This is a genomic window from Methanimicrococcus blatticola (assembly GCF_004363215.1).
In the GTDB taxonomy this organism is placed as follows: Archaea; Halobacteriota; Methanosarcinia; order Methanosarcinales; family Methanosarcinaceae; genus Methanimicrococcus; species Methanimicrococcus blatticola.
The window spans coordinates 26903-49168 of the sequence record NZ_SNYS01000009.1 but is presented as its reverse complement, the minus strand read 5'-3'; the positions used below and the strand labels follow the sequence as shown (position 1 = coordinate 49168).

Sequence of the window (22266 nt, the reverse complement as noted above, 5' to 3'; positions counted from 1 at the left end):
GACAAACATATAGAAACAGAATACAATGTCAACAACAATAATTCATTGGATATTGTTTTTCAATTTTACTGTATCGGCGGAGTACGAATCCGCAATTTTTCAATTCCTCACTCAGCTTCGCTTCATTCAGAATCGAAAATGAGCGGGCGGTTATTTCGGATTTCATTCATATGAAAAATTCGTTTGTTATTCTTCTGTTATTTATTCAATATCCTGCGCTTCCAATAATGATAATGAAATCATCCATTCGTCTTCTGCTTCACGCGATGTGCCGATAACAAGTCTTTTTTTGTTGCCGATGACTTCAACAATTCCGCGCGCACGGATTTTTTCGCCGGCAAGAGCTTGTCCGGCATACGTGTGGGTGTAGCTGTAAATTTCATCAATTTCATCGTGATTGATTAAATAAATCGCGGGACTGTCAAAGGCGAAATCCGCGTTTGTCACAACGGCTTCAATTATGATTTTTTCCGTATCCGTTCCTCGTTGAATCGGGGTTGTCGATTGAAGCTGGTCTTTTGAGCGGGCGAAAAGTAAATCAAAATAAACATTTTTGCCGTCGGCTCCGGCACCGACAAACATTCCGCGGTTTCCTTTGCGGATTTCATGATTGAAGAAATCGTTAAACGACAGCGGCGATTTTCTTTTCTTGTAAACGGTGTGCCACATCTCGTTATCAAGGTCTGATATTTGATATCTAAAATCCGTTTTGTCGGCATCTTCTTTTTTCAGCTCCGTCAACACGTCTTTTGCGATTATCCAATCTGTCCCGTAAACCAAAAAATCAATATCGGATTCATCATTTTCAAGTCCTGCCAGAATTGATCCCGTAATTCCCATCGCATCGGCAGAAATGCCGGCTTCCATGAATCGGTGGATAAGTTCAAAAGCGGCAGAATTCTTTCGTTTTCCGGATAAAATATCTTTAACGACAGCATTCGGTTTTAAAATTTCAATAATTTCAGATCGCGGGACAATCGCAACATCGAAAACCCAATCCGGATGCTTTTCTTTCAAATAATCAAAAGATTCATTGAATTCAGCTTTTCTGTATCGTTTCCCGTTTATTTGAGAAACGCGCGGTCCGTTAACATCCGGAATATATCTTAAAACGGAGCGAATGCCTTCCGGCGGATGAAAATAGTCGGGGACGGAAAAAATCAGCCCGTTTTTCGTTACAAAAAAATCACGTAAAATCGGATCTTTAAACTCTTCCGGCTTCGATTGAATCATTGATGCTCCTCTGAATAATGAGTTAAATTTGAATCAAATTGAATCAAAATATGAATCAATTAAATGAAAAAAGAAACAGAATCAAAGATTCAGATTCTGTTTAGTCTTGTTTACAAATTGTTTACAAATTGTTTACAAATTGTTTACAAATCGTTTTCACTGTCTTCATCAACGCCGATTGCGTTTAAGAAACGCTTGACAACGGATTCTTCAACAAGTTTTTGAAGAATTTGTTTGTCTTTGGCGGAGCTGAAAACGCCGAGCGGAATTCTTGCGCCGGCTGCGGTCGGATGTCCGCCTGCGTTCTCGCCGAACGCTTCACGCATCACGTCGCCCAAATGAACGCGGATGTCTTCGTTTCTGGCGGAGACGTAAATGCTGTCATCCATGATGCCGAAGACGACAACGGTTGAGACGCCTTCCATCGCCAACAGATAATCGGCTGCTTGCGGAAGCGTGTCTCTGTTTCGAATTGTTCCGACATTTGAAAGCAAAACCGCGCCGTACGTTTCTCTGTTTCGGATGGCCTCACTGAGAATGTCAAGCGTTTCAACAGACATGGACGGCGTTTCGACTTGTGTCAACAAATCGTGATCGGAAAGCGGATGGAGGAAAGACGCTGCCGCGAAATCGGCGGAAGTCGTGTTTCTTCTGAAATCATTTATATCGGTTCGGATGCCGAAAAGAAGGGCGGTTGCCAACTCTTTTGAAACAGGAATATCCATTTGCTGAAGATATTTCGTTAAAATCGTTGCGGACGCGCCGACATTTGTTCGGATATCCATGAAATCGGCACTTGGTTCAATGTCGCCGTATGAATGATGGTCAATAATGATGCCGATCGGCTGGTCTGCCGGAACGGAGTTGTTCACCGACGGAATGGAATTATCCACCAGTGCCAAAGAATCATATTGATCGAACACTTCGGGGCCCGATATTTTAATCATCGGAATCGCCAGCAAGTTAATGAAAGCTTTGTTTTCATGGTGACCGACTTTTCCGTCATACAATATATCGGCTTTGATGTCGAATTTCTTTGTGATTTCCGTTAACGCGTACGCGCTGGAAATGGCGTCAGGGTCGGGATTGTCGTGGAGAACAATGCCGAGCGTAATGCCGCGGTGTTCATCCAGCCATTGCGCCAAACGGTTGCCGATGTGTTTTGTTTCAATCAGGTCCAAATATTCCGTAATTGTTTTTGAAACAATCAGCGGCGGGACAAAAACATAACTTGATCCTGCACCCATCATTTCTTCCTTTTTCAAAATATCGGATGCGCGGGAAATAATTTTTACACTGTCGGGGACGACGGCTTTAAAGTTTGACACCGCTTTGGTGTTTGCGTCGTCGTTTGAGCTGAGCGCAGCAACACAAATCAGGTTGCGCATATCAATCGTATTATAAAGTTCGGGATTCGTGATGTCTCCGAGAAGTGCATTAAATCCTTCTTGGCGAAGGGTTTCAACACGGGTTTTATCAACGTCGATAATCGTGATTTCTTTTTCGGTTTTGCGCAATTCTTTTGCAACCGCAAAGCCGATAATACCGCCGCCCAATATTAAAAATTCGGGACGCGGTTTTTTAACGCTTTCGACATTTTTTTGTGAGGGACTCATAAAAGATTCACCTGAATTGATAAAGATAAATTTGTTTATAATTTGAATCTGAAATATTTTTTGAGATGCTGCATTTGTTTTAAGAGAAAAACAACAGATGTGAACAAAATTTTGCATCTTTTTAATTTTCATTGCATATTGTTTATTTTCAATCGGCATTTACGTTCTGATGTTTGCCGAGAATGTAATATCAAGAATTTGTCATCATATATTTAAATCCATTCTTTTTTTAAATTTGCCGTTTTCGGATTTGAATCAGATAATTTGTCATGACAATTAAAACCGACGGCATGCGGATTTAAGAAATTTTAAAATCACTTCAACGGAAATATAAAATAATTACAAATCTTAAAACAAAACTTAAGGAATAATTTAATCGAGAAATTAAAACGGAAAATAAAACGAAATTAAATCAAAAAAATAACAGCCGGAATTCTGATGAGACAAGAAATAATCACAGCCGATGAGATGAAAGCAATTGATAAAAATGCCGTCGGTCTCGGCATGCATCCGCTCCAATTAATGGAAAATGCAGGAGCTGCTGTCGCTGATGTTATTTCAAATCATAAACGTTATTCCGATTCTTCCGTTTTATTTTTTGCAGGTCTCGGGAACAACGGCGGCGACGCTTTTGTTGCGGCACGGCATTTGGCAAATGCGCAAAAATCTGTCATTTTGTTTTTGCTCGGGCGCGAAACCCAAATCAAAACACCCGAATCTCAAATCAATTTCAAATTGATGAAACAGACAAATCATGTCACCGTTTATGAAATTCAAAGTGAATCCGAGCTTTCGGACGCTTACGGTCTTTTCAAAGAAAATAATTTAATGATCGTTGACGGCATCTTCGGAACCGGTTTCTCGGGAAAGCCCAAAGGACTTGAAAAAGCAGCCGTTCAGCTCATCAATTCTGAAAAAGAAGCGCGTCAGCTTCCTGTTTTGGCAATTGATATTCCGTCAGGAATGCCGCCGGCAGGTTTTTCGAAAGATATGAATGATCTTTCCGATGACACTTCCGATGACTTAATCATCAAAGCCGATGCGACAATCACATTCCATAAAATGAAAACGTTTTTGGAAAATAAAATTGCCGAAAAATATGCCGGCGAGATTTTTGTTCGCACTATCGGAATTCCCGAAAACGCCGGAAAATTTATCGGCGCAGGCGACGTTTCATTGTTATACAAACGCACCGTTGACAGCAAAAAAGGTGACAGCGGTAAAGTTTTGGTGATTGCGGGCGGACCTTATTCGGGCGCGCCGGCACTGGCAGGCATGGGCGCGCTTCGGGCAGGATCTGACATCGTCACAATTGCGACGCCCAAAAGCATTTACAAAGCCGTTTCATCTTTTGCGCCGGAATTTATTGTTCGGAAATTATCAAGCGACGTTTTTTCGGAAGCGGATGTTCCGTTGCTGATTGAATTGATTCAATCGCATGATGTTGTTGTGCTCGGCCCGGGATTCGGACGTGTTTTGGAGTCGGCACAAGCGGCTGCTCAATTGGTGCCGCATTTCAAAAAAGCGGTTATTGATGCCGACGCGCTTGTTCCGGAAATTTTTGAAGCGATTGTTCAAAATAAAAATTCCGCTGAAATTATTATCACGCCGCATTATCATGAATTGGTTCGAACGGCGGCTTATTTTGAAAAAGAGTTGCCTGAAAAGCGCAAAGCATTGAATTCGGATGAATTGGAAGCCGCGCTTCTTGAAATCGGCGAAAAGCTCGGCGCGGTTGTTCTTTTGAAAGGACGCGAAGATATGGTTGCAGGCGGCGGCGAAGTTCGGTACAGTTCGAGCGGAAACGCAGGGATGTCGGTCGGCGGAACGGGCGACGTTTTGGCAGGCGTTGTCGGCAGTTTGCTTGCAAAGAACAGCGCGGTTGCGGCAGCCGGATGCGGCGCTTTCATCTGCGGCAGCGCAGGCGACTTAGCATACGCCTCTGTCGGCGATTCTCTCCTCCCGACAGACGTAATTCATCAAATCCCGTCGGTTTTTTCATCGAATTTTTCATCCGATAATTCCGTCATGAAAAAAACCGGCAAACAAAATAAAAATAAAAGCGGGAAAAAGAAATCATTATTCAAATAAAATCCGCCGAAAACATTTTTATGAAAAGTCTTTCTTCACATGATTGTTTGACAATTCTATTTCAGATCAAATTCATTACATCATCATTATATCAAGTATTATTATTGTATCAAATATTATTGTATCAAATCGTCATGAGGTAATCCCATTGAAAATTATCGGCGGCCCGTCTTCTCAAGCTCTCGCCTGCCGCGTTGCGGCCGGATTGAACATTGTACCGACTATTGCAGATTTCATTCGCTTTCCCGACAACGAACAATATGTTCAGATCAAAGAAAGCGTTCAGGATGAAGAAGTTGTTTTGATTCAAAGCACAACAACCGACTCCGACCTGATTGCGCTTTTGCAGCTTTTGGATGCCTGCGAATCCGCCAAAAAGATTACGGTTGTCATTCCGTATATGGGATACGCGCGCCAGGATAAAAAATTCAAAGACGGCGAAGCCATCAGCGCGCGCGCAATGGCAAGAACCGTGACCGCCGCAAATCTGAATAAAATTTATACCATCAATCTGCACGAAAAAAGCATTTTGAACTACTTCTCTCATCCGGCTGAAGATTTGGATGCTTCTAAATTAATTGCCGAATACGCCGCAAGTTTGGGATTGGAACGCCCGCTTTTAATCGCGCCGGACAAAGGCGTTCGCGATATGGTTAAAAACATGGCGGCCGGTTTGAATTTAGATTGGGATGTTTTTGATAAAACGCGTCTTGCCGGCGACCAGGTGGTTATGGCAGACAAGAAAATGGATATTGAGGGTCGCGATGTGATTATTGTTGATGACATGATTGCAACCGGCGGCACAATGGCTGAGGCGGTCAGCATTTTGGACAAAAACGGTGCCCGTGATGTTTATGTTGCTTGCATCCACCCGGTTTTAACGCGCAATGCGGTTCTCAGACTTTCCAATGCCGGCGTTAAAGATATTATGGCAACCGATACGATTGAAAAAGTTCAAAGCCGCATCAGCACCGCTCCGATTATCGTTGACGCGCTGAGAAAATAATATTTTTTCTTTTTTAATTTTATTTTTTATCTGGCGATTTTATTTAATTTCGCCCCTGCCTTTTATTTTTTAAATCTGCTTCGGCGGGGCAATTTCCAGTCCGGTGACAACTTTTATATTTTTACAAAATTTATCATACACTATGAAAAATTCAAAGATTCGCCGCACTTCTGAATCCCCGACAGACGGGGATTTTATATATATTGATTATTCCTCTCTTCCGACCGATTCTCAAAATGAGCCCGAAGAATCGGAACGTTTTTTTATTTCGGTTCAGCGAAAAGAATTGACGCCTGCAAAAAAGGCATACGTTGAATCGACTCGGACAAAACCCGATGCGCCTTTTGCCGATGCGCATCCGAAAGGTTTGTATTCCGAATCAGGAGCCGGTGTTGTCGACGATTATGCCGCTCAAACGGATTGGCGCGACCGCATCCAAAAAGCAGTTGCCGAATCCGCCACACGCATTAAGCCGCCGTCGAGAGAAACGACGCCTTGGCCGGAAGCGCCGCAGGACCGGCAAATAAAAATCGCTTATCAGGAAAGAATCTTTGAAGAAATCACACCGACAGAACCGGAAGTGGATGATGAAATTGATGAAATCGTTTTATGGGAAATTGATGAAAAAATCACTTCCCGAGAACCCTTTATCCCGGAAGAATATGCCGGCGGCGGCAAACCCAATGTTCGCGCAGATGCATATGAACAATGGCTTTCCGAGAGAAATGCGCGTCTTGCGGCTGAAGACGCTCAATTAAAAGCTAATGTCGCGGCGAATTTGAAAAAGCAAAAACGCGCGGAGGCACACGATCAATGGTTGACCGAACGCGAAGCGCGCATTGCGGCTGAAGACATGGAGCTCAAAGAAGCTGTCGCTGCCAATTTGAAAAAACAGAAATATGCCGGTGCCTACGATGAATGGTTGGCTGAACGTGAGGCGCGTATTGCCAAAGAAGATGCTCAATTAAAGATGGATGTCGCAGCGAATCTGAAAAAGCAAAGACAAGCAGAAGCCTATGATCAGTGGATTGCCGAACGCGAAGCGCGCATTGCAGCGGAAGACGCTCAATTAAAAGCGGCTGTTGCTGCCAACCTGAAAAAGCAGAAATATGCCGAAGCGCACGACCAATGGGTTGCCGAGCGCGAGGCGCGTATTGCAGCTGAAGACGCTCAATTAAAAGCGGCTGTTGCAACGAACCTGAAAAAGCAGAAGTATGCCGAAGCGCATGATTTGTGGGTTGCCGAGCGTGAAGCGCGTCTTGCGGCAGAAGAACACGAACTTTTGGAAAAGATTCGTGAAAAAGAAGTTGAAGCGTTTGTTTATTCGGCGGATTTGAAACCGACCGATGAAACTGCCCCCGTTTTTGAAAACGATTTGAAAGAAATTGAAGACGAATTTGAAGCGGTTTTCGACGAAACCATTGATCAAATGTTTGAAACCGTTTCCGAAGACACCGTTTCCGGAATTGAGGTTTATGACGAAACGGAAATTGAAATCATCGCCGAATCTCCGAATGAAGCGGCTGAAGATGTCGCAGATGAAAATATTGCGATTGAAGAAGAAAATATTGCAGCAGCCGACGAAAATATTACGGCGGATGATGAAACTGTTGCAACCGGGGAAGATGCTGCAGCTGAAGAAGAGGCGGACGAGCCGGATGAAGAATATGATGCCGATCTTCAGGCCCTTTTGAATGAAAAGAAGAGTTTGGAACGGCTTCGTGTCAAATCTCAGAATTTAGACGACGAATTTGTTGTTTAAATTATTAATATGAGAAAATATTTTAATGCAAGTAATACATTCTTATATTTGCATAAAAATACCAGCCCGACTCGGATAAAAACAAAAACAGGAGATAATTATGGATTCAAATTTATACCGTTATTTTTATGAATCCCTCAATTCACACGACGATGTTCAAAAACTTTCGGAAAAATACAATGTTTGCTGCGGTACGCTGTCAAGCATTTTAAACCAAAAAGTTGTCGAAGACGTCAAGAAATCTCATTACCGTTTTAAACGAAAGGAAGACAAAATTGTCAATGAATGGCGCAGCGGCAATTCCTTTTTGATGCTCAGTCAGAAATATCATTATCCGGCAACATTAATTTCAACGCTTATTTTGGAAAATCTCGGTCATTCCAAAAAAGAAATTCGTCTTTTTTACAAAAATCCGAAATCAATTGAAAACAACCGCATTCAAAATGAATTGCTTGAATCTTTAAACGCCGATTATTTCTTTTCGCCGCGGGCGCATCAATTGCAGGAAGAAAAAGGCAAAATCGGTGAAAACATTATTTCATTCTGGCTCAAAAAGAAAAGCTGCGATTTTACTTGCGAAGATGAAATGCGGGCGGAAGGATGTACCGGAAAAACGCCTGATTTTCTGCTTCGAAAATCCATTAAAATCAGCGGCCGTGAAGTCTGCTGGATTGAAAGCAAAGCGCTTTTCGGCGAACTCAAAGAACACCGCAATTACGAGAAAAAACAATTTAACGAATACGCTGACTGTTTCGGCGAAGGGCTTGTCATTTATTGGTTCGGGTTTGAAACCGACATTTTAAAAGAAAAAAGCGAAGGATATCAAATTGCCGATTTCGAATTTTTCAAAAAAGATGTACCCGAGCATGTCAATAAATTTTTGAATTACGTGATTTATTGGTAATTTTCACCCTTGTCTCGTTATAACGAGGATTATAACTATAATTGATGAAACGTATTTATACAATATTACTATATTTTAGTAATATGTCTTATTTCTCACACTTGACACAGGAACAGAAACGCCTCTATTTTTCTGATTTCGACGCTTATTTCCAAAATCATCAGGATTTATCGCCTGCTGAAACGCTTTACAATTATTATTCTTATGAATGCGGTTATACGCCTAAAGAAATTTCACAGAAAACCGGAAGGGCGTATACAACAATTCAAAACACTCTTCAGAATGCTAAAAAGAAACAAAGTTCTGTTGAACTCGATTCAGAAGAGTCAGACGATTGTGAAATCTTGCCGGCGTCAGACATTGAACTCCAAAAATTGGCAGAAGATCAAAAAATAGTACGCCCATTCAATCGGTCAGATTTGGCTTCTTCCATTGTTGGAAAACTTCTCGATGCCGGCATTAATGAAGAAAATGCTTCAAATTTCGTTCGCGAAATGACACTTGGAGATTTAATTAAAATGGTTGAAACAAATGAAATTTTTATTCCGCTAAAATATATTGAAAAAAATAAGGATTGATTTTATAATATTTCTCAATCTATTATTTCCATTTTTTCAATCTTTTATTTCCATTTTTTTAATCTTTTTTTCAATTTTTTATTTCCATCTTTTCCAATTTTTTATTTTCCAATCCGTACTTTTTTTAATCAAAAGCACCTTCTCGTTTTCATGTACGACGTTTATGAAATTCGAAAAGATTTTCCTGTTTTAGAAAAAATCATTTATTTGGACAGCGGCGCAACCACTCAGACGCCTAAACCGGCCGTTCTTGCAATGAATGATTTCTTTTACAATTATGCCGCCAATTACGGGCGCGGCGCGCATCAGCTTTCCATTCAGGCGACAAATGCGTTTGAAGACGCGCGTGAAATTATTGCTGATTTTTTGAATGCGCCTCCCGAAAAAATGATTATGACGAAAAATACGACGGACAGCATCAACATTGTCGCAAACGGTTTTGATTTTCAGGAAGGCGATGAAATCATAACAACCGTCGTTGAGCATCACTCCAATTTCGTTCCGTGGCTGCGTCAAAAGGAAAAAGGCGTTCAAGTCAAGGTTGCCGATATTGATGTCGAAGGATTTGTCAATCCCGATCAAATTGATGAGATGATTACCGACAAAACAAAAATGATTGCAATCGGTCACATTTCAAATGTTTTCGGTTCGATTCAAAACATTGAAAAAATCATTCAAATCGCGCGCAAAAACAACATTCCCATTTTGATTGACGGTGCTCAATCCGCCGGTCACATGGCATTGGATTTGAAAGCATTGGATTGCGATTATTTCGCCGCGGCCGGGCACAAAGGACTTCTCGGCCCGCAGGGAACAGGAATTCTTTACATCAAAAACCCCGAAACCATTCAGCCCACCGTTCTCGGCGGCGGTACCACTTCTGATGCTGACGCCTGCAGTTACGCGCTCAAATCCTCCCCCGAATGTTTCGAAGCCGGAACGCCGAATCTTCCCGGAGTTATCGGACTCGGCGCAGCCGTCGAATATTTGCAAAAAATCGGCGTTGAAGCTGTTGAAGCGCATGACAATCATTTGGCGCGTGAGACGGCAAAGCGGCTCAAAGAAATCAACAGCACCCACGGCAACAACAACACCAACAACCGTAACACCGACGACAACAGAATCACTGTTTACGGTCCGGATAACCGCGCCGGCTTGGTTTCGTTCAACATCGAAGGTCTCACCCCGCACACGGTTGCAATGCGCTTGGATAAATACAATATCTGTGTCCGCAGCGGTTACCACTGCGCCATTCCGGGGCAGAAAGCGCTCGGCATTGACGGATCTGTACGCGCTTCTTTCGGACTTTACAATACAGAAGAAGAAGTTGATACATTCATTAACGCCGTTTCGGAAATTGCTGATTCCGTTCAACGTTGATTTTTATTTTTCTATTTTTTAGATTTCTGTTTTTATTTCTCTATTTTTCAGATCTCAATTTTTCAGATCTCTATTTTTGATTTTTTTAAAAAAAGGTTTTTCCCTTTCAATATTAGAATTGAAACCCCAAACAACCGCCCGCTAATTTCCGTTCCGATCGGAGCAAAGCGAAGAGAGGAACGGAAATTTGCGGATTCGTACCCCGTCGATACAGCAAAACGAACAACTGCTTTTCAAATCGATTAAAATCAATTATTATCTTTGCTTGGGAATTGCTTGACTGTGTGTGCTGCTTGACTGTGTGTCCCCGCTTTGCTGTGTATGTCCACTTTGTTTTTGTGCATCTGCTTTGCTGCGTGCATCTGCTCTTTTTTATCACATCCGTTCGCTTGCGCGAACGTGGACAACAGCTACCTTACGGTTTGCGTTTCTACTGCCACCTTACGGTTTGCGTTTCTACTGCCACCTTACGGTTTGCGTTTCTACTGCCACCTTACGGTTTGCGTTTCTGCCGTTACCTTACCGTTCGCGTTTGCTGCCGTCCCCCGTGCCGACGCGCGCGACCCGAACAAGTTTTACCAAAAATCGAAAAAGACGCGACGTTTTTACAAAAATCGAAAACGGCCTGACGTTTTACAAAAAACAAAACAAAAACAAAACGAAAAAATTAAAAAATTATTCCGTTAATTCGCTCCAATCGTTTTTACCGGGGAGATATTTGACCAGAACCGGATTTTTCTCTTCGGCGTAATCGCCGATGTCATCGTTGTCGCTGTAAACGATTGCACCGTCATCTTCGAATGAATACGTTTCTAAGATGTCAGAAATCGGAAGACCTGCAGCAATCGCCTGCTGCGCGGCGACATCGCTTGAAAAGGCATCCATTTTGCCCATCAAATGTTCATATGTTTTTAATTCGTCGTCGTAAAGCGCGTGAATTAATTCTTTTAAACAATCGGCGGTTTCGTCAATTGTTAAATTTGTGGTCTCAATTTCATAAACGCGGCGGCAATAATCAAAACAGTCACATAAAACAACATCAATGGATTCCGCCAAAACATTTTCCATGACCTTTTTATCGGAATAACCGCGCTCGTTCAAACGGTCTTTAAGCGTGTACGGATGCGTTCTTAAAACAACGGACAAATCACACAAATAATGCGCCAGATGACTTTCGATTACTAAAACAGGCAAGGTTTCGGGAGATTTGTGAAGATCAGCAAGCGTTAAACCTTCATCAAAAAACTTTTGATTAAATTCCTTGCGGACGGTTTGCTGATATTCAAAAACGGCTTCCTCTAACGCATCCATGTCGACAACATCACAATCCCGTTCATCATCACGCTCAGACGGTATGTTGTGCGCTTTAATGAATTCCGTGATGTGAAGAATACGGTACCCGTCAGCTTCAAGTTTCTTTGAAACTTCCGTTTTCCCGGTCCCGGGCGTTCCCGTTAATGCAATTGTCAAAAAAGGAGGAAATAAAATGTCAGTCATGTCTCTGGCCACCTGTACGAATAAACCGTTTTCCGTTATTATAAGCAAACTTTTTTCTAATTGTTTTAATCGTGTTTTAATCGAAGAGTATCACGACGAATATCAGGCACTCACTCGAATAAATTAAATTGGAATAATGAAATTGACATTATTCCTTATGACTTTTTTTGTTGATTGTCAACCTTTGTGTTGATTTTTGTGAATTTTACATTCGTTTTGTGAATTTTTAAATCTGTTTTGTGAATTTTACATTCGTTTTGTGAATTTTTAAATCTGTTTTGTGAATTTTACATTCGTTTTGTGAATTTTTAAATCTGTTTTGTAAATTTTACATTTGTTTTATGAATTTTTAAATCCGTTTTGTAAATTTTACATCCATTTTATAAAATCTTTATAAATTTCACTTGTGAATACTGCGTCCTCTTCAGGCGGTTTCGATTTTTTGAAGGAAAGAAATTTCACGAACTTCCTTTTCATACAATTTGATCGCTTTGGGTGCGCCGACCAGTAATTTCACGATTCTGTTGTAAACGCTCGGAGATTTATCAGAATCAATCGAACCGGCAATCGTCACCAATGCGTCAACCAGCGGAATATAATATTTCGGATTCATGAAATCAATGATTGAAAATGCATTCAACAATCCGACCGTGCTGTATTCATTGATACCTGCCAGGCGGATAATGGTTTGTTTTAAAAATTCCAATCCTTCCGGCGTTTGAAGCGAATATTTTCTGTTGCGGGCGAACGCACCGTAAAGCGCGCGCTGATCATTGGCCTGCTCAATGCGGAAAACGGGATCGCTTTCAACCATTTTAACAAGCTCCAAGCAGTCGGGTGCATCCGTGCTTGCAACAGCAGACAAAAATGCCTCCCACGCCACCAAATCTTTTTTGCATTCTTCCATGTAAATCTGCGTCAGCTCGCGTTTTTCGGGTGCCGAGCTGTTCAGCCACGCAGCGAAGGCAACAGCGCGATCGGTCGCGTTAACGGCGGTCAGGAATTGGCGTTTAATCAGGGAATGAATTTCGGGCGTGTCCAAAACCGCCAGCAGACGAAGCGCATTGTTCTTCACTTGGCGGCGTTTGATTTGTCCGGCTTTCAAACGCATGGAGCCACGCATCGAAAAGAGTTTGTCTTCTTCGGGGTCCTGCATTTCGGAATAATCGTCATAAATGATTTTAAGCGAATTTTCATGCGTTTTCACAATCGCGGTTTGGAGTCTTAAACGAACATTGTAGAGCTCTTTGTAGTGGTGCGCGTATTCTTCATCGTCCACCGATTCGAAAAGCGTCAGGAAAAGACCGCCTGTTAATTCTAAAAGGGAATGGTCACAAAGCAATTCATGATACAAATCGACATATTCAGGTCTTGCTTCGGCGTTTCTGTGAAGCAACAGATATTTCTTTTCCGCGTCTGTCAGCGTGTAAAATGAGAGCCAGCGGCTGATAATGTCTTTGTCTTTTTTCGCCTGAATCAAGAGTTCTTTGGAATCAGCATCGGTTTCGATTTTACCGTAGAAAGAGCCGTTCCGGTTCAATGAAACAAAAGCCGGCTGATCAACGTCTTTGAGAACAATTTCTTCTTCGCGGCGTTGAACGAAATAAACATCTTCGTGAATGATTCTGCCTTTTCTGTCGCAAAGCGCGTAGGAGAACGGGAATTGCCAAGGCTGTTTGGTGTAAGGAATGTTTTGAACCAATTTCATGTGGAATTCGCCGGTTGACGCGTCGTATGTTTTGGTGACGGAAAGGACCGGATAGCCTGTTTGGTGCAGCCAGCTGTTGGACATGCGCATTAACTGCATACCGGAGACGACTTCCATTTCATGAATCCAGTCGAATGTGCGCGCGTTTTTGTGACTGTATTTGCGGTGGTAAGCGTCAAGCCCGCGCGAGAAAGCACCTTTTCCAATGAGCGTTTCAATCATTTGAACGAATTCGGGAGCTTTGACGTAAGTGACGGAGGTGATCAAATCGTTGGGATCGTTGAAGCCTTCAGGCAGAATCGGCATGGATGACGCGCTTGAATCCAATGCGAATGTTCCGGAAACGGGCGCGTAAAGGTTGAGAATTGTTTGAAGGCGCGTGTATTCGTCACCGAAGAAATAAGCGTGGAATTCGTTTTCAATGAGAACAGTGACGGCTTCGTTGAGCCAGATTTCAAAGGGACTGTTGCCGGTGACTTCCGAGCCGTTGATGTTGTGATAATATTCATGAGCTTTGACATCAGCCATGTATTCAAATGCGCCGTCAAGCATGTTTTTTGACGGAATGATGCGGTTTGTTGTAATGGTTGTGTTCCCGACATTTTCCATGCCACCGAAGTCGGAATTTTGCATGCCGATTTCGCGGTAGACGGTTCCTGTGTATTTGTAGCCGAATGTGAGTCCTTTGGATAATTCGGCGATTTTATCGCGAACGGCACCGAGGTTGTCCATTGTCTTATTCAGGTTTTCGGGATTGATGGACGCGGAATTGAGATTGTGTTTGAGATGGTCGCGCAATTTGATTAAGTCAAAAATTTGTTTTTTGATGTCAACGTCTTTGTGACTTTCGGGACCGGTGAAGAGATAAATCCACATGACGGCGTCTTGCAAAATATCCAGAGATTGTTCGGCGTAAATTTTATCAGAGCCGGGCGGGATGAGAAGTTCCAGGTCAAAACAGGAATCGTCGGGATATTCAAATTCGCGCGTGTAAGTGTCGTAAGTGCCGACGCCGAGGAAGAAAAGATAAGGCGCCATCGGCGTTTTCATATTTTCATAAACGATTTCGTCGCGCGAGAGCCCGGTGGTGGAATCGGTTGAGACGGTTTTTCGGGGAACGGCGATGTCACCGTTTGTGATGATGCTTGTGTAGCGTGAGTCGGCGCGGATTGTTGTGCGGTAGGTGCATTTGGCGGTCATGTCGTCAATGCAAGGAACGATGCGCTGGAATCCCCATTGTTGGCACTGCGTGATTTGCTGCGGCGGCGCGTCTGCGGGCGTTTCGTCATAATAAAGCCCTTCAAGAAGGTTTTTGGTCGGGCGGCAAATTGTTTTGGTGATGATTTCTATTTTTTCGTTTCTTTGAACGGGCGGATTGAAATAAATATCCAGGTAAGCGTCTTTTTGGCGGTAATCGTATTTTTCAAGATTCGGCGCGCGAACCTCCAGGATTTCCAAATCGCGGCAATTCAATGAAATTTTATCGGCCGGATTGTCCATGTTTTTGAGATGCATACAAGACGTTGCAACGGTATGATCGTCAAAAACATCAAACTCCAAATCCATGTGAAGAACACGGAAATTGAGCCTCCCGAAATCTTCAGGGTAATATCTGTAAAGTCTGTCTTTCATGGAAATTATGAATGTTTTCGGGGTATTAATATTTATTTTTCTGTTTTATTTTCTGTTTTATTTTCTGTTGTGTTTTTTTCAAAATAAAAAACGAGGACTCACTTTATCATTTTTAAGATTCGGCGACTGCGCGCGACGCGACAGCGGTGACAGCAGAAACAACGGCGGCAGCAACAGGAAAGGCAACGGAGAGAGAAACGGAGAGAGCAACAGAGAGAACAGCAGGACAGTCAACGGAAAGAGCAGCAGGACAGGTAGCGGAGGCGGCAGAAGCAGCAGCAACGCAAACAGTAAGGTAGCCGTGCCACGTTCGCGCAAGCGAACGGATGTGATAAGAATTAGAGGTAAATGCAGCAACGCAACCGGAGACACAGCAGCAACGCGACCTGAGAAACAGCAGCAACGCGACCTGAGAAACAGCAGCAACGCGACCTGAGAAACAGCAGCAACGCAAAGCAGCAACGCAACCAGAAACATACAGTAAAATAGATAGAGACGCGGCAACAACATACCGCAGACAGAACAAAAGCAACACAGAGATATAACATGAGAAACGGTTTCTCATTTTTGCTGTATCGGCTGAGTACGAATCCGCAAATTTCCGTTCCTCTCTTCGCTTTGCTCCGATCGGAACGAAAATTAGCGGGCGGTTGCTTTGCCTTTTCATTGATATCTCAAAAGATGTATTTTGGGGTTTGGAATCGAATATCAAAAAAACGAATATCAAAAAAACGAATATCAAAAAAACGAATATCAAAAAAACAGAATATCAAAAAAACAGAATATCAAAAAAACAGAATATCAAAATAATAGAATATCAATAAATCAAAAAACCGAACGAATGATTTTAAAAGATGAAGCGGTTTTATCGACATACAATTTCAAAAGGAATTATTATGACTGAAATCCCGAAAAACCATCCCCGTTATGAATCTTTAATGGCGCGTGAACAAATCATCGCCGGTGTCGAGAAAGGAATGACAAGCCGCCAGGGCTTGATTGCTCAAGGCCGCGGCGAGGCTTTTGATTATTTAATCGGCGAAAAGACGATTGACAGCGCCGATTATGCTGAGGCGGTCGCCGTGTGTCTTCTTTTGTTGGCTGAAAGCCCGGTGATTTCCGTGAACGGCAATGCTGCTGCGCTTTCGCCGGCTGACCTTGTGATGCTGTCACAGCTGACGGGCGCGAAGTTGGAAGTCAACTTGTTTCACCGAACGGAAGAGCGGATTCAAAAGATTATTGACGAGCTGAAGGAAAACGGCGCGGATGTTGTTCTCGGCGAAAACGCGGAACCTTTGCTCCCGCTTGACCATGAACGCGCGAAAGTGGAGCGCGTCGGCATTTACGACGCGGACGTTATTTTCGTGCCGCTCGAAGACGGTGACCGCTGCAAAGTTTTGGCGGACATGAAAAAGCTGGTGATTGCAGTTGATCTCAATCCGCTCTCAAGAACCGCGCAAACGGCGCACGTCAGCATCATTGACAACCTTAAACGCGCGCTTCCGAATATGATTGACATGATTCCGGATTTCAAAAACATGGAAGAAGAAGATTTGTGGGAAATTGTTCAGGCGTATGACAACAATGTTGTTTTGATGGACGCGATTGAAACCATGAAAGAGAACCTGACCGCCAAACAAAATGAAGTTCTCGGAATCAATCCCGATGAAAACGACAATTCCGGCAAAAAGGAAAAAAAGATGCTTCAAGAAGCAAATGAAAGAAGATTCGGAAAAATGCAAAGAGATCCTGAAATCGCCAAAAAAGTCATGATGCGCGGCGGCGATTTGATGATGGAATGATTTTGGATTTACTTTATTTTAAGATTTAATTTTAATATTTAATTTTAAGATTTAAAACGGAATCTGTTTAACAGATTCCTTTTTGTTTTTTGCTTTTTACAGATTTTTACAATAAGAATCAGTAAATGATCCCGATTCGCTCTATTAAAATTCACATTTCTTTTTTATTTTATAATATATACGATCAATATCATTCGAATTTGTTTCATAATCATATTAAATAAGATATAAATACCATTAATGAAAACTAACAACATTCTAAACTATTACACTATTGAACGATAACGAAAATGTTTACAAAAAGAAGGGAAAATTATGAAACAAAAAGGCTTTTTACACATTTTAACGCTGATTGGAATTATCTTATTAACACTTACTTTATTGACAGGAACAGCCGCAGCAGATCATACATTTGATATTAGTGATGACAAAATCATAATTCAAAAAAATGCCTCAGCCAATTCATTGGATATTATCCATGATGGTGCAACAACAAAAAATATTCCCCTCAGTGAAATGATTACAATTAAACAATCAGGAGCAGGTGAAACGACTAATGTTATTATAATTAATGGAGACGACATTATATTTGATAACAGCGTCAATAAAGCAATAAATATTACACTTGAAGAAGTGAGAATTAATTGTTTAACGAAGACAATTTCTGCCATGTCATTAAACAACGCAACAGTGAATTTGACTTTAAACGGCAGTAATTCTTTGACAGGCGGCAGTAATCTTGCAGAATTCCATGCTTGTGGATATTCCGGGATAGAAGTTCCTGAAGGGTGTGAACTCACAATTATTTCTTTAAATAACGACCCGACAAAAGGAAATTTAGTCGCAACAGGTGCAGCGGGTAAAGATGACGATACCAGTGGCAAGGTCATTCCGGGAGGGGGTGCAGGCATTGGTGGAATTGGAATGAAAAATGCAGGTAAAATAACAATTATTGACAGCAATATTACCGCAATAGGTGGGAATGGACTTGGTTGCGGCGGCGGCAGTGGTATTGGTGGCGGAGGAAGTAAGGATAATGGTACAGGATGTTCCGCCAACTCAATTATTATTAAAAACAGTATAGTGACAGCAAAAGGCGGAAACGGAGATAGTAACCACGGGAAAGGAGCAGGAATCGGAGGTGGAGGTGGTAAAGAAGGTGGCGACGCATTTAATATTAGAATTTCCGGAGAACAAACTGATATTATTGTCACAAATGGAGGAATCGGAGGCGGTTTCGGAGTCCACCCCGACTGCGACGGAGAAGGAAATATTGTCATTGACAGTGGTAATGTTTTGACTTTGGAACAGCCCAATGAAGCAAACAATGTTTTCAAAAACGGCATAGGCGAAGAGATTTATCCGATCAGTTTTACGGTGATGGATAATGAGGATGACAAAAACCCATTACCCGGTGTTTCTATCAAGTCCGGTTCTTATACAGCAATGACAAGAGAAGATGCAAGTACAAGAGTCGGAAGTGCCAATGATTGGTATGCACCCGGAACCGTTACAATGTGGCTGCCGACTGACGGTACAACACAATCAACGTTTTACTTTTTGAATAATTCAGAAAACAGGACCGGTAATGAACTTGTGAATTCTCCAAGACCAAACATTGTCGGAGGCAATGTCATTGATATTTATCTGAATGAACTCGACCTCATCCAGGAAAAGAAAGGGGGCGGCAGCGGAACCGGATCTGCAAAAGTTGTTGACGGAAACGACACAAACAAAACAACACAGCAAAACAATACATCAACCTCTCCGAATTCAGCAATAAATGATTCACCGAATTCAAATGAAAACAAAAATGAGAATACAAATCAAAATTCTGGAGACAATGGATATGAAAATAAAACCGAACCGAAAACATCAAAAAGTGGTTGGATAATCGCAGGAATCGGTCTTATTGCCATTGCGGGAATTGCCGGCGCTTATTTCTATCGGAAAAATAAATGAATGAAGTTCTTTTGAACTTCATTTCTTTTTTCGTTTTCATTTTTTTGTTTTCATTCTTTTTGTTTTTCTTCCCTTTTTTTATTACGGGTTTTGATTATGGTTTTTTTATTACGGTTTTGACAATTTCATTATTTCATTATTTCATTATTTCATTTTTTTAATAATTCAAAAACGACTGATGACTATTTTTATTTCAGATTTCGGTTTTGAATCATAATTTAAAGTTATTCTTTTTGAAAAAAGAGAGCAGACCATATTGTTTTTCGTTTTTTAAAAAACATGGTTGGAAGGAAAAACGAACAAAACGGCAAAGACTCTGAAACCGGACAAAACACAATCGCCGAATTGACAAACTATTCAAAAAGAAACGATTTGACAAAAATTGAAAAAGAAGCGATTGAAGCGTATCAGGATGTTCACGAACAAAATTTTCAGAAACAGGATTGGAGTTTTGAAATTCCCGAAGAGTGGAAAAAGAAAACGTGGTGTTTTGTTATCAATTCGTTTTGCCGTTCTTTGGAATTTCGAGAATTATTGACACCGGAAGAATCGGAAATAATTGAGTTTTATATTGAACATTTAGATCGGGCGATTCAAAAAAGCAAGATTAAGAAAGATTTTTGGGCGTTTCGCGGCGTTTCTGAATTATCTTGGTTAAAATATTTAGCCGTTGGCGAAGTATTTACAGAAGATGCATTTGGAAGTTTCAGTGCCGATTTAGAAACCGCTTACAAATATACGAATCCGAATAATCCGATTATATTCCGATTGAAAATAAATGATAAGATGGAAGCATTATATATTGATGAAACGGAAAATGAAATTCTGAGACCACGTAATCGAAAATACAAAATTATCGAGATATTCAAAGAGAAAACGGATGAAACAGTAAGTATAAATAAAGAAACAAATACAAAATCAAGTAAAGAAATAACTTTCATTACAATTGAAGAAATTTCGGAGTAATCAAAATGCATGGAGAATTATTTATTACTTTTATCAGCCAATCGCCGGAAGATGAAGAAAGAATAAAAAAGCTTAATGAAGAAATTGAAATGCATTTTCAAAAATATTGGAAAAAAGAAACTGTTGAAGAATCAACAGAAATTTCAATTGATTAATTGAAGAAGGATTTTCATTTTAATTCATTCAATTTTTGTTTTCCTTAATTTTCCGATTTCATTTTCTACAATTCTTCCCCTCTTTTGAGAAAAGATTTAATTAAAAAGTCTCTTTCTATTTTCAAATTCGATTCATTTTATTTTAATTACATTTCAACCTTGAGGTAAATTTTTGACAATCATTCTCGGCATCGAAGGAACCGCTTGGAATTTAAGCGCCGCAATCGTCAATGAAGAAGATGTCATCGTCGACGTCACGCACACTTACAAGCCCGCAGCCGGCGGCATCCACCCGCGCGAAGCCGCACAGCACCACGCCGCGCACGTCGGAGAAGTGATTGACGAATTGTTCCGCCTCTTTGAAGAAAAAGGGTATTCCAAATCCGATATTGACGCCGTCGCTTTTTCAAAAGGACCCGGACTCGGACCTTGCCTTCGAATTGTCGGAACCGCGGCGCGCATGGTTTCTTTGATGCTCGAAAAACCGCTGGTCGGCGTGAATCATTGCGTCGCGCACATCGAAGTCGGCCTTTGGAAGACAGAAGCGACCGACCCGATTACACTTTACGTGAGCGGCGCAAATTCCCAAGTTTTGGCGTACGAAGAATCCGAGTCCGGAACGGATTTCGGAAAGGGCGCGTACCGCGTTTTCGGCGAAACCCTTGATATCGGTCTCGGCAATTCGCTTGACAAATTCGCGAGATCCGCGGGACTCCCGCACCCCGGCGGCCCCCTTGTTGAAAAGTACGCGAAAGAAGCGACAGAATACATTGATTTGCCTTATACCGTCAAAGGAATGGACTTTTTCTTTTCAGGATTATCGACCGCCGCGACCAGATATTTGAAAGAAAACACAAATTCCGACGGCAATATTGATGAAACCGTTTTGGCAAACGCATGTTACGCGTATCAGGAAACGGCCTTTGCGATGGCCGTTGAAGTCACAGAGCGCGCGCTTGCCCACACCGGCAAAAATGAAGTGCTTCTCGCAGGCGGTGTCGGCGCGAACAGCCGCATTCGTGAAATGCTGGAAAAAATGTGCGCTGACCGCGGCGCGAAATTCTTCGTTCCCGAAAAGAAATTTATGGGCGACAACGGAGCGATGATTGCGTATACAGGACTTTTGATGTTCAAAGCGGGCGACACGCTCACCGTTGAAGAATCGTTTGTCGACGCAGGATTCCGGCCGGACGAAGTCTCAGTCACCTGGAAGCCGCCCAAAAATACCAACCGCGCAGAAGAAATCAAAAAAATGCAAAACGGCGCGGAAGCTGTCGTTCACACCGAAACAAAATCATACGGATTTGAAAAAGAATTCAATACCGCCGGCGAAACCGAAGAAATGGTCGTCAAAGAACGCATTCAAAAGAATTACCGCCTCCCTCAAATTGACGCCAAACTGAGAAAAGACAGAACACGAACCGAAGTCAGAATGCTGACCGAAGCGCGCCGCTGCGGCGTTCCCGCGCCGATTGTTTACGGCGTTGACGATTTCGCGATTAAAATGGAATACATCAACGGAACACCGCTTAAATTTGAAATTGACACTCAAAATGAACTGGCCGCCGCGGCCGGAGAAATGATCGGAAAATTGCACGCAAGCAACATCATTCACGGCGACCTGACAACATCAAACATGATTGCCGGCCGCGATTCAAAATTATATTTAATCGATTTCGGGCTTTCCTTTTCAGAAAACAGCGTTGAGGCAAAAGGCGTTGACATTCATGTCCTCTTCCAAACATTTGACAGTTCTCACAAAAAACCGGAGCGCCTGAAAGAATTATTTGCGCAGGGCTATCGGAAAAATTACAAAGACGCGGACATCATTTTAAAGCGCGCCGAAGAAATCAAAATGCGCGGCAGATATATTGAAGGCAGATAAATAAAAAATAAAATGATGAAAAAAATAAGAAATAAAAATGAAAAAAAGAAAATAAAGATAAAAATAAGAAATAAAAGATAATCGGGAGG

Annotated in this window: 16 protein-coding genes and 1 pseudogene; 12 read left to right on the top strand and 5 right to left on the bottom strand. The window is 42.0% G+C overall.

Annotated elements, in window-relative coordinates:
* Positions 1-201: 201 nt before the first annotated feature.
* Positions 202-1233, bottom strand: coding sequence for a DNA polymerase subunit beta (locus tag C7391_RS05800; RefSeq protein ID WP_133517615.1), 1032 nt, complete (start codon positions 1231-1233; stop codon positions 202-204).
* A 143-nt stretch (positions 1234-1376) separates the two neighbouring features.
* On the bottom strand, positions 1377-2849 hold the full coding sequence (locus C7391_RS05795; protein WP_133517614.1) for a DHH family phosphoesterase: 1473 nt from the start codon (positions 2847-2849) through the stop codon (positions 1377-1379).
* A gap of 438 nt (positions 2850-3287) precedes the next feature.
* Between C7391_RS05795 and C7391_RS05790 the strand changes: the two genes are divergently transcribed.
* The 7 genes from C7391_RS05790 (at position 3288) to C7391_RS05760 (ending at position 11199) form a co-directional block, all read left to right on the top strand.
* Positions 3288-4940: an NAD(P)H-hydrate dehydratase gene (locus C7391_RS05790; RefSeq protein ID WP_133517613.1), complete on the top strand. Its 1653-nt coding sequence runs from the start codon at positions 3288-3290 to the stop codon at positions 4938-4940.
* A gap of 148 nt (positions 4941-5088) precedes the next feature.
* On the top strand, positions 5089-5946 hold the full coding sequence (locus C7391_RS05785) for a ribose-phosphate diphosphokinase (protein WP_133517612.1): 858 nt from the start codon (positions 5089-5091) through the stop codon (positions 5944-5946).
* Positions 5947-6088: 142 nt separating this feature from the next.
* Positions 6089-7708 (top strand): hypothetical protein, encoded by a 1620-nt coding sequence (locus tag C7391_RS05780; RefSeq protein WP_133517611.1) that lies wholly within the window; start codon positions 6089-6091, stop codon positions 7706-7708.
* Between the two features lie 100 nt (positions 7709-7808).
* A complete protein-coding gene (locus C7391_RS05775) occupies positions 7809-8612 on the top strand; it encodes a TPD domain-containing protein (protein ID WP_133517610.1) in 804 nt (267 codons plus the stop codon).
* An 83-nt stretch (positions 8613-8695) separates the two neighbouring features.
* The gene (locus C7391_RS05770) at positions 8696-9190 is read left to right on the top strand and encodes a sigma-70 region 4 domain-containing protein (RefSeq protein WP_133517609.1); all 495 of its coding nucleotides are present in this window, start codon (positions 8696-8698) and stop codon (positions 9188-9190) included.
* A gap of 150 nt (positions 9191-9340) precedes the next feature.
* Positions 9341-10570, top strand: coding sequence for a cysteine desulfurase (locus C7391_RS05765; protein WP_133517608.1), 1230 nt, complete (start codon positions 9341-9343; stop codon positions 10568-10570).
* Between the two features lie 356 nt (positions 10571-10926).
* Positions 10927-11199, top strand: coding sequence for a hypothetical protein (locus C7391_RS05760; RefSeq protein ID WP_133517607.1), 273 nt, complete (start codon positions 10927-10929; stop codon positions 11197-11199).
* A 46-nt stretch (positions 11200-11245) separates the two neighbouring features.
* Here the strand turns inward: C7391_RS05760 and C7391_RS05755 are convergent, their stop codons facing one another.
* From C7391_RS05755 to C7391_RS05745, 3 genes are all read right to left on the bottom strand, one after another.
* A complete protein-coding gene (locus tag C7391_RS05755; protein WP_133517606.1) occupies positions 11246-12067 on the bottom strand; it encodes an adenylate kinase family protein in 822 nt (273 codons plus the stop codon).
* Between the two features lie 424 nt (positions 12068-12491).
* Complete coding sequence (locus tag C7391_RS05750) at positions 12492-15407, bottom strand: M1 family metallopeptidase (protein WP_133517605.1); 2916 nt, start codon at positions 15405-15407, stop codon at positions 12492-12494.
* 112 nt (positions 15408-15519) lie between these two features.
* Complete coding sequence (locus C7391_RS05745; RefSeq protein ID WP_133517604.1) at positions 15520-15972, bottom strand: hypothetical protein; 453 nt, start codon at positions 15970-15972, stop codon at positions 15520-15522.
* 331 nt (positions 15973-16303) lie between these two features.
* On the opposite strand from C7391_RS05745, the pseudogene C7391_RS05740 reads away from it, so the two are divergent.
* The 5 genes and pseudogenes from C7391_RS05740 to C7391_RS05725 all read left to right on the top strand — a co-directional run.
* Positions 16304-17056 (top strand): annotated as a pseudogene (locus tag C7391_RS05740) (4-phosphopantoate--beta-alanine ligase); the annotation flags it as partial.
* A 468-nt stretch (positions 17057-17524) separates the two neighbouring features.
* Complete coding sequence (locus C7391_RS05735) at positions 17525-19171, top strand: hypothetical protein (RefSeq protein ID WP_133517602.1); 1647 nt, start codon at positions 17525-17527, stop codon at positions 19169-19171.
* 534 nt (positions 19172-19705) lie between these two features.
* Entirely contained in the window at positions 19706-20137 is a 432-nt protein-coding gene (locus C7391_RS08335; protein WP_166627427.1) for an ADP-ribosyltransferase, read from the top strand.
* Positions 20138-20142: 5 nt separating this feature from the next.
* Positions 20143-20292: a hypothetical protein gene (locus C7391_RS08330; RefSeq protein ID WP_166627426.1), complete on the top strand. Its 150-nt coding sequence runs from the start codon at positions 20143-20145 to the stop codon at positions 20290-20292.
* 172 nt (positions 20293-20464) lie between these two features.
* Positions 20465-22177, top strand: a complete 1713-nt coding sequence (locus C7391_RS05725) for a bifunctional N(6)-L-threonylcarbamoyladenine synthase/serine/threonine protein kinase (protein WP_133517600.1) — start codon at positions 20465-20467, stop codon at positions 22175-22177.
* Positions 22178-22266 lie beyond the last annotated feature (89 nt).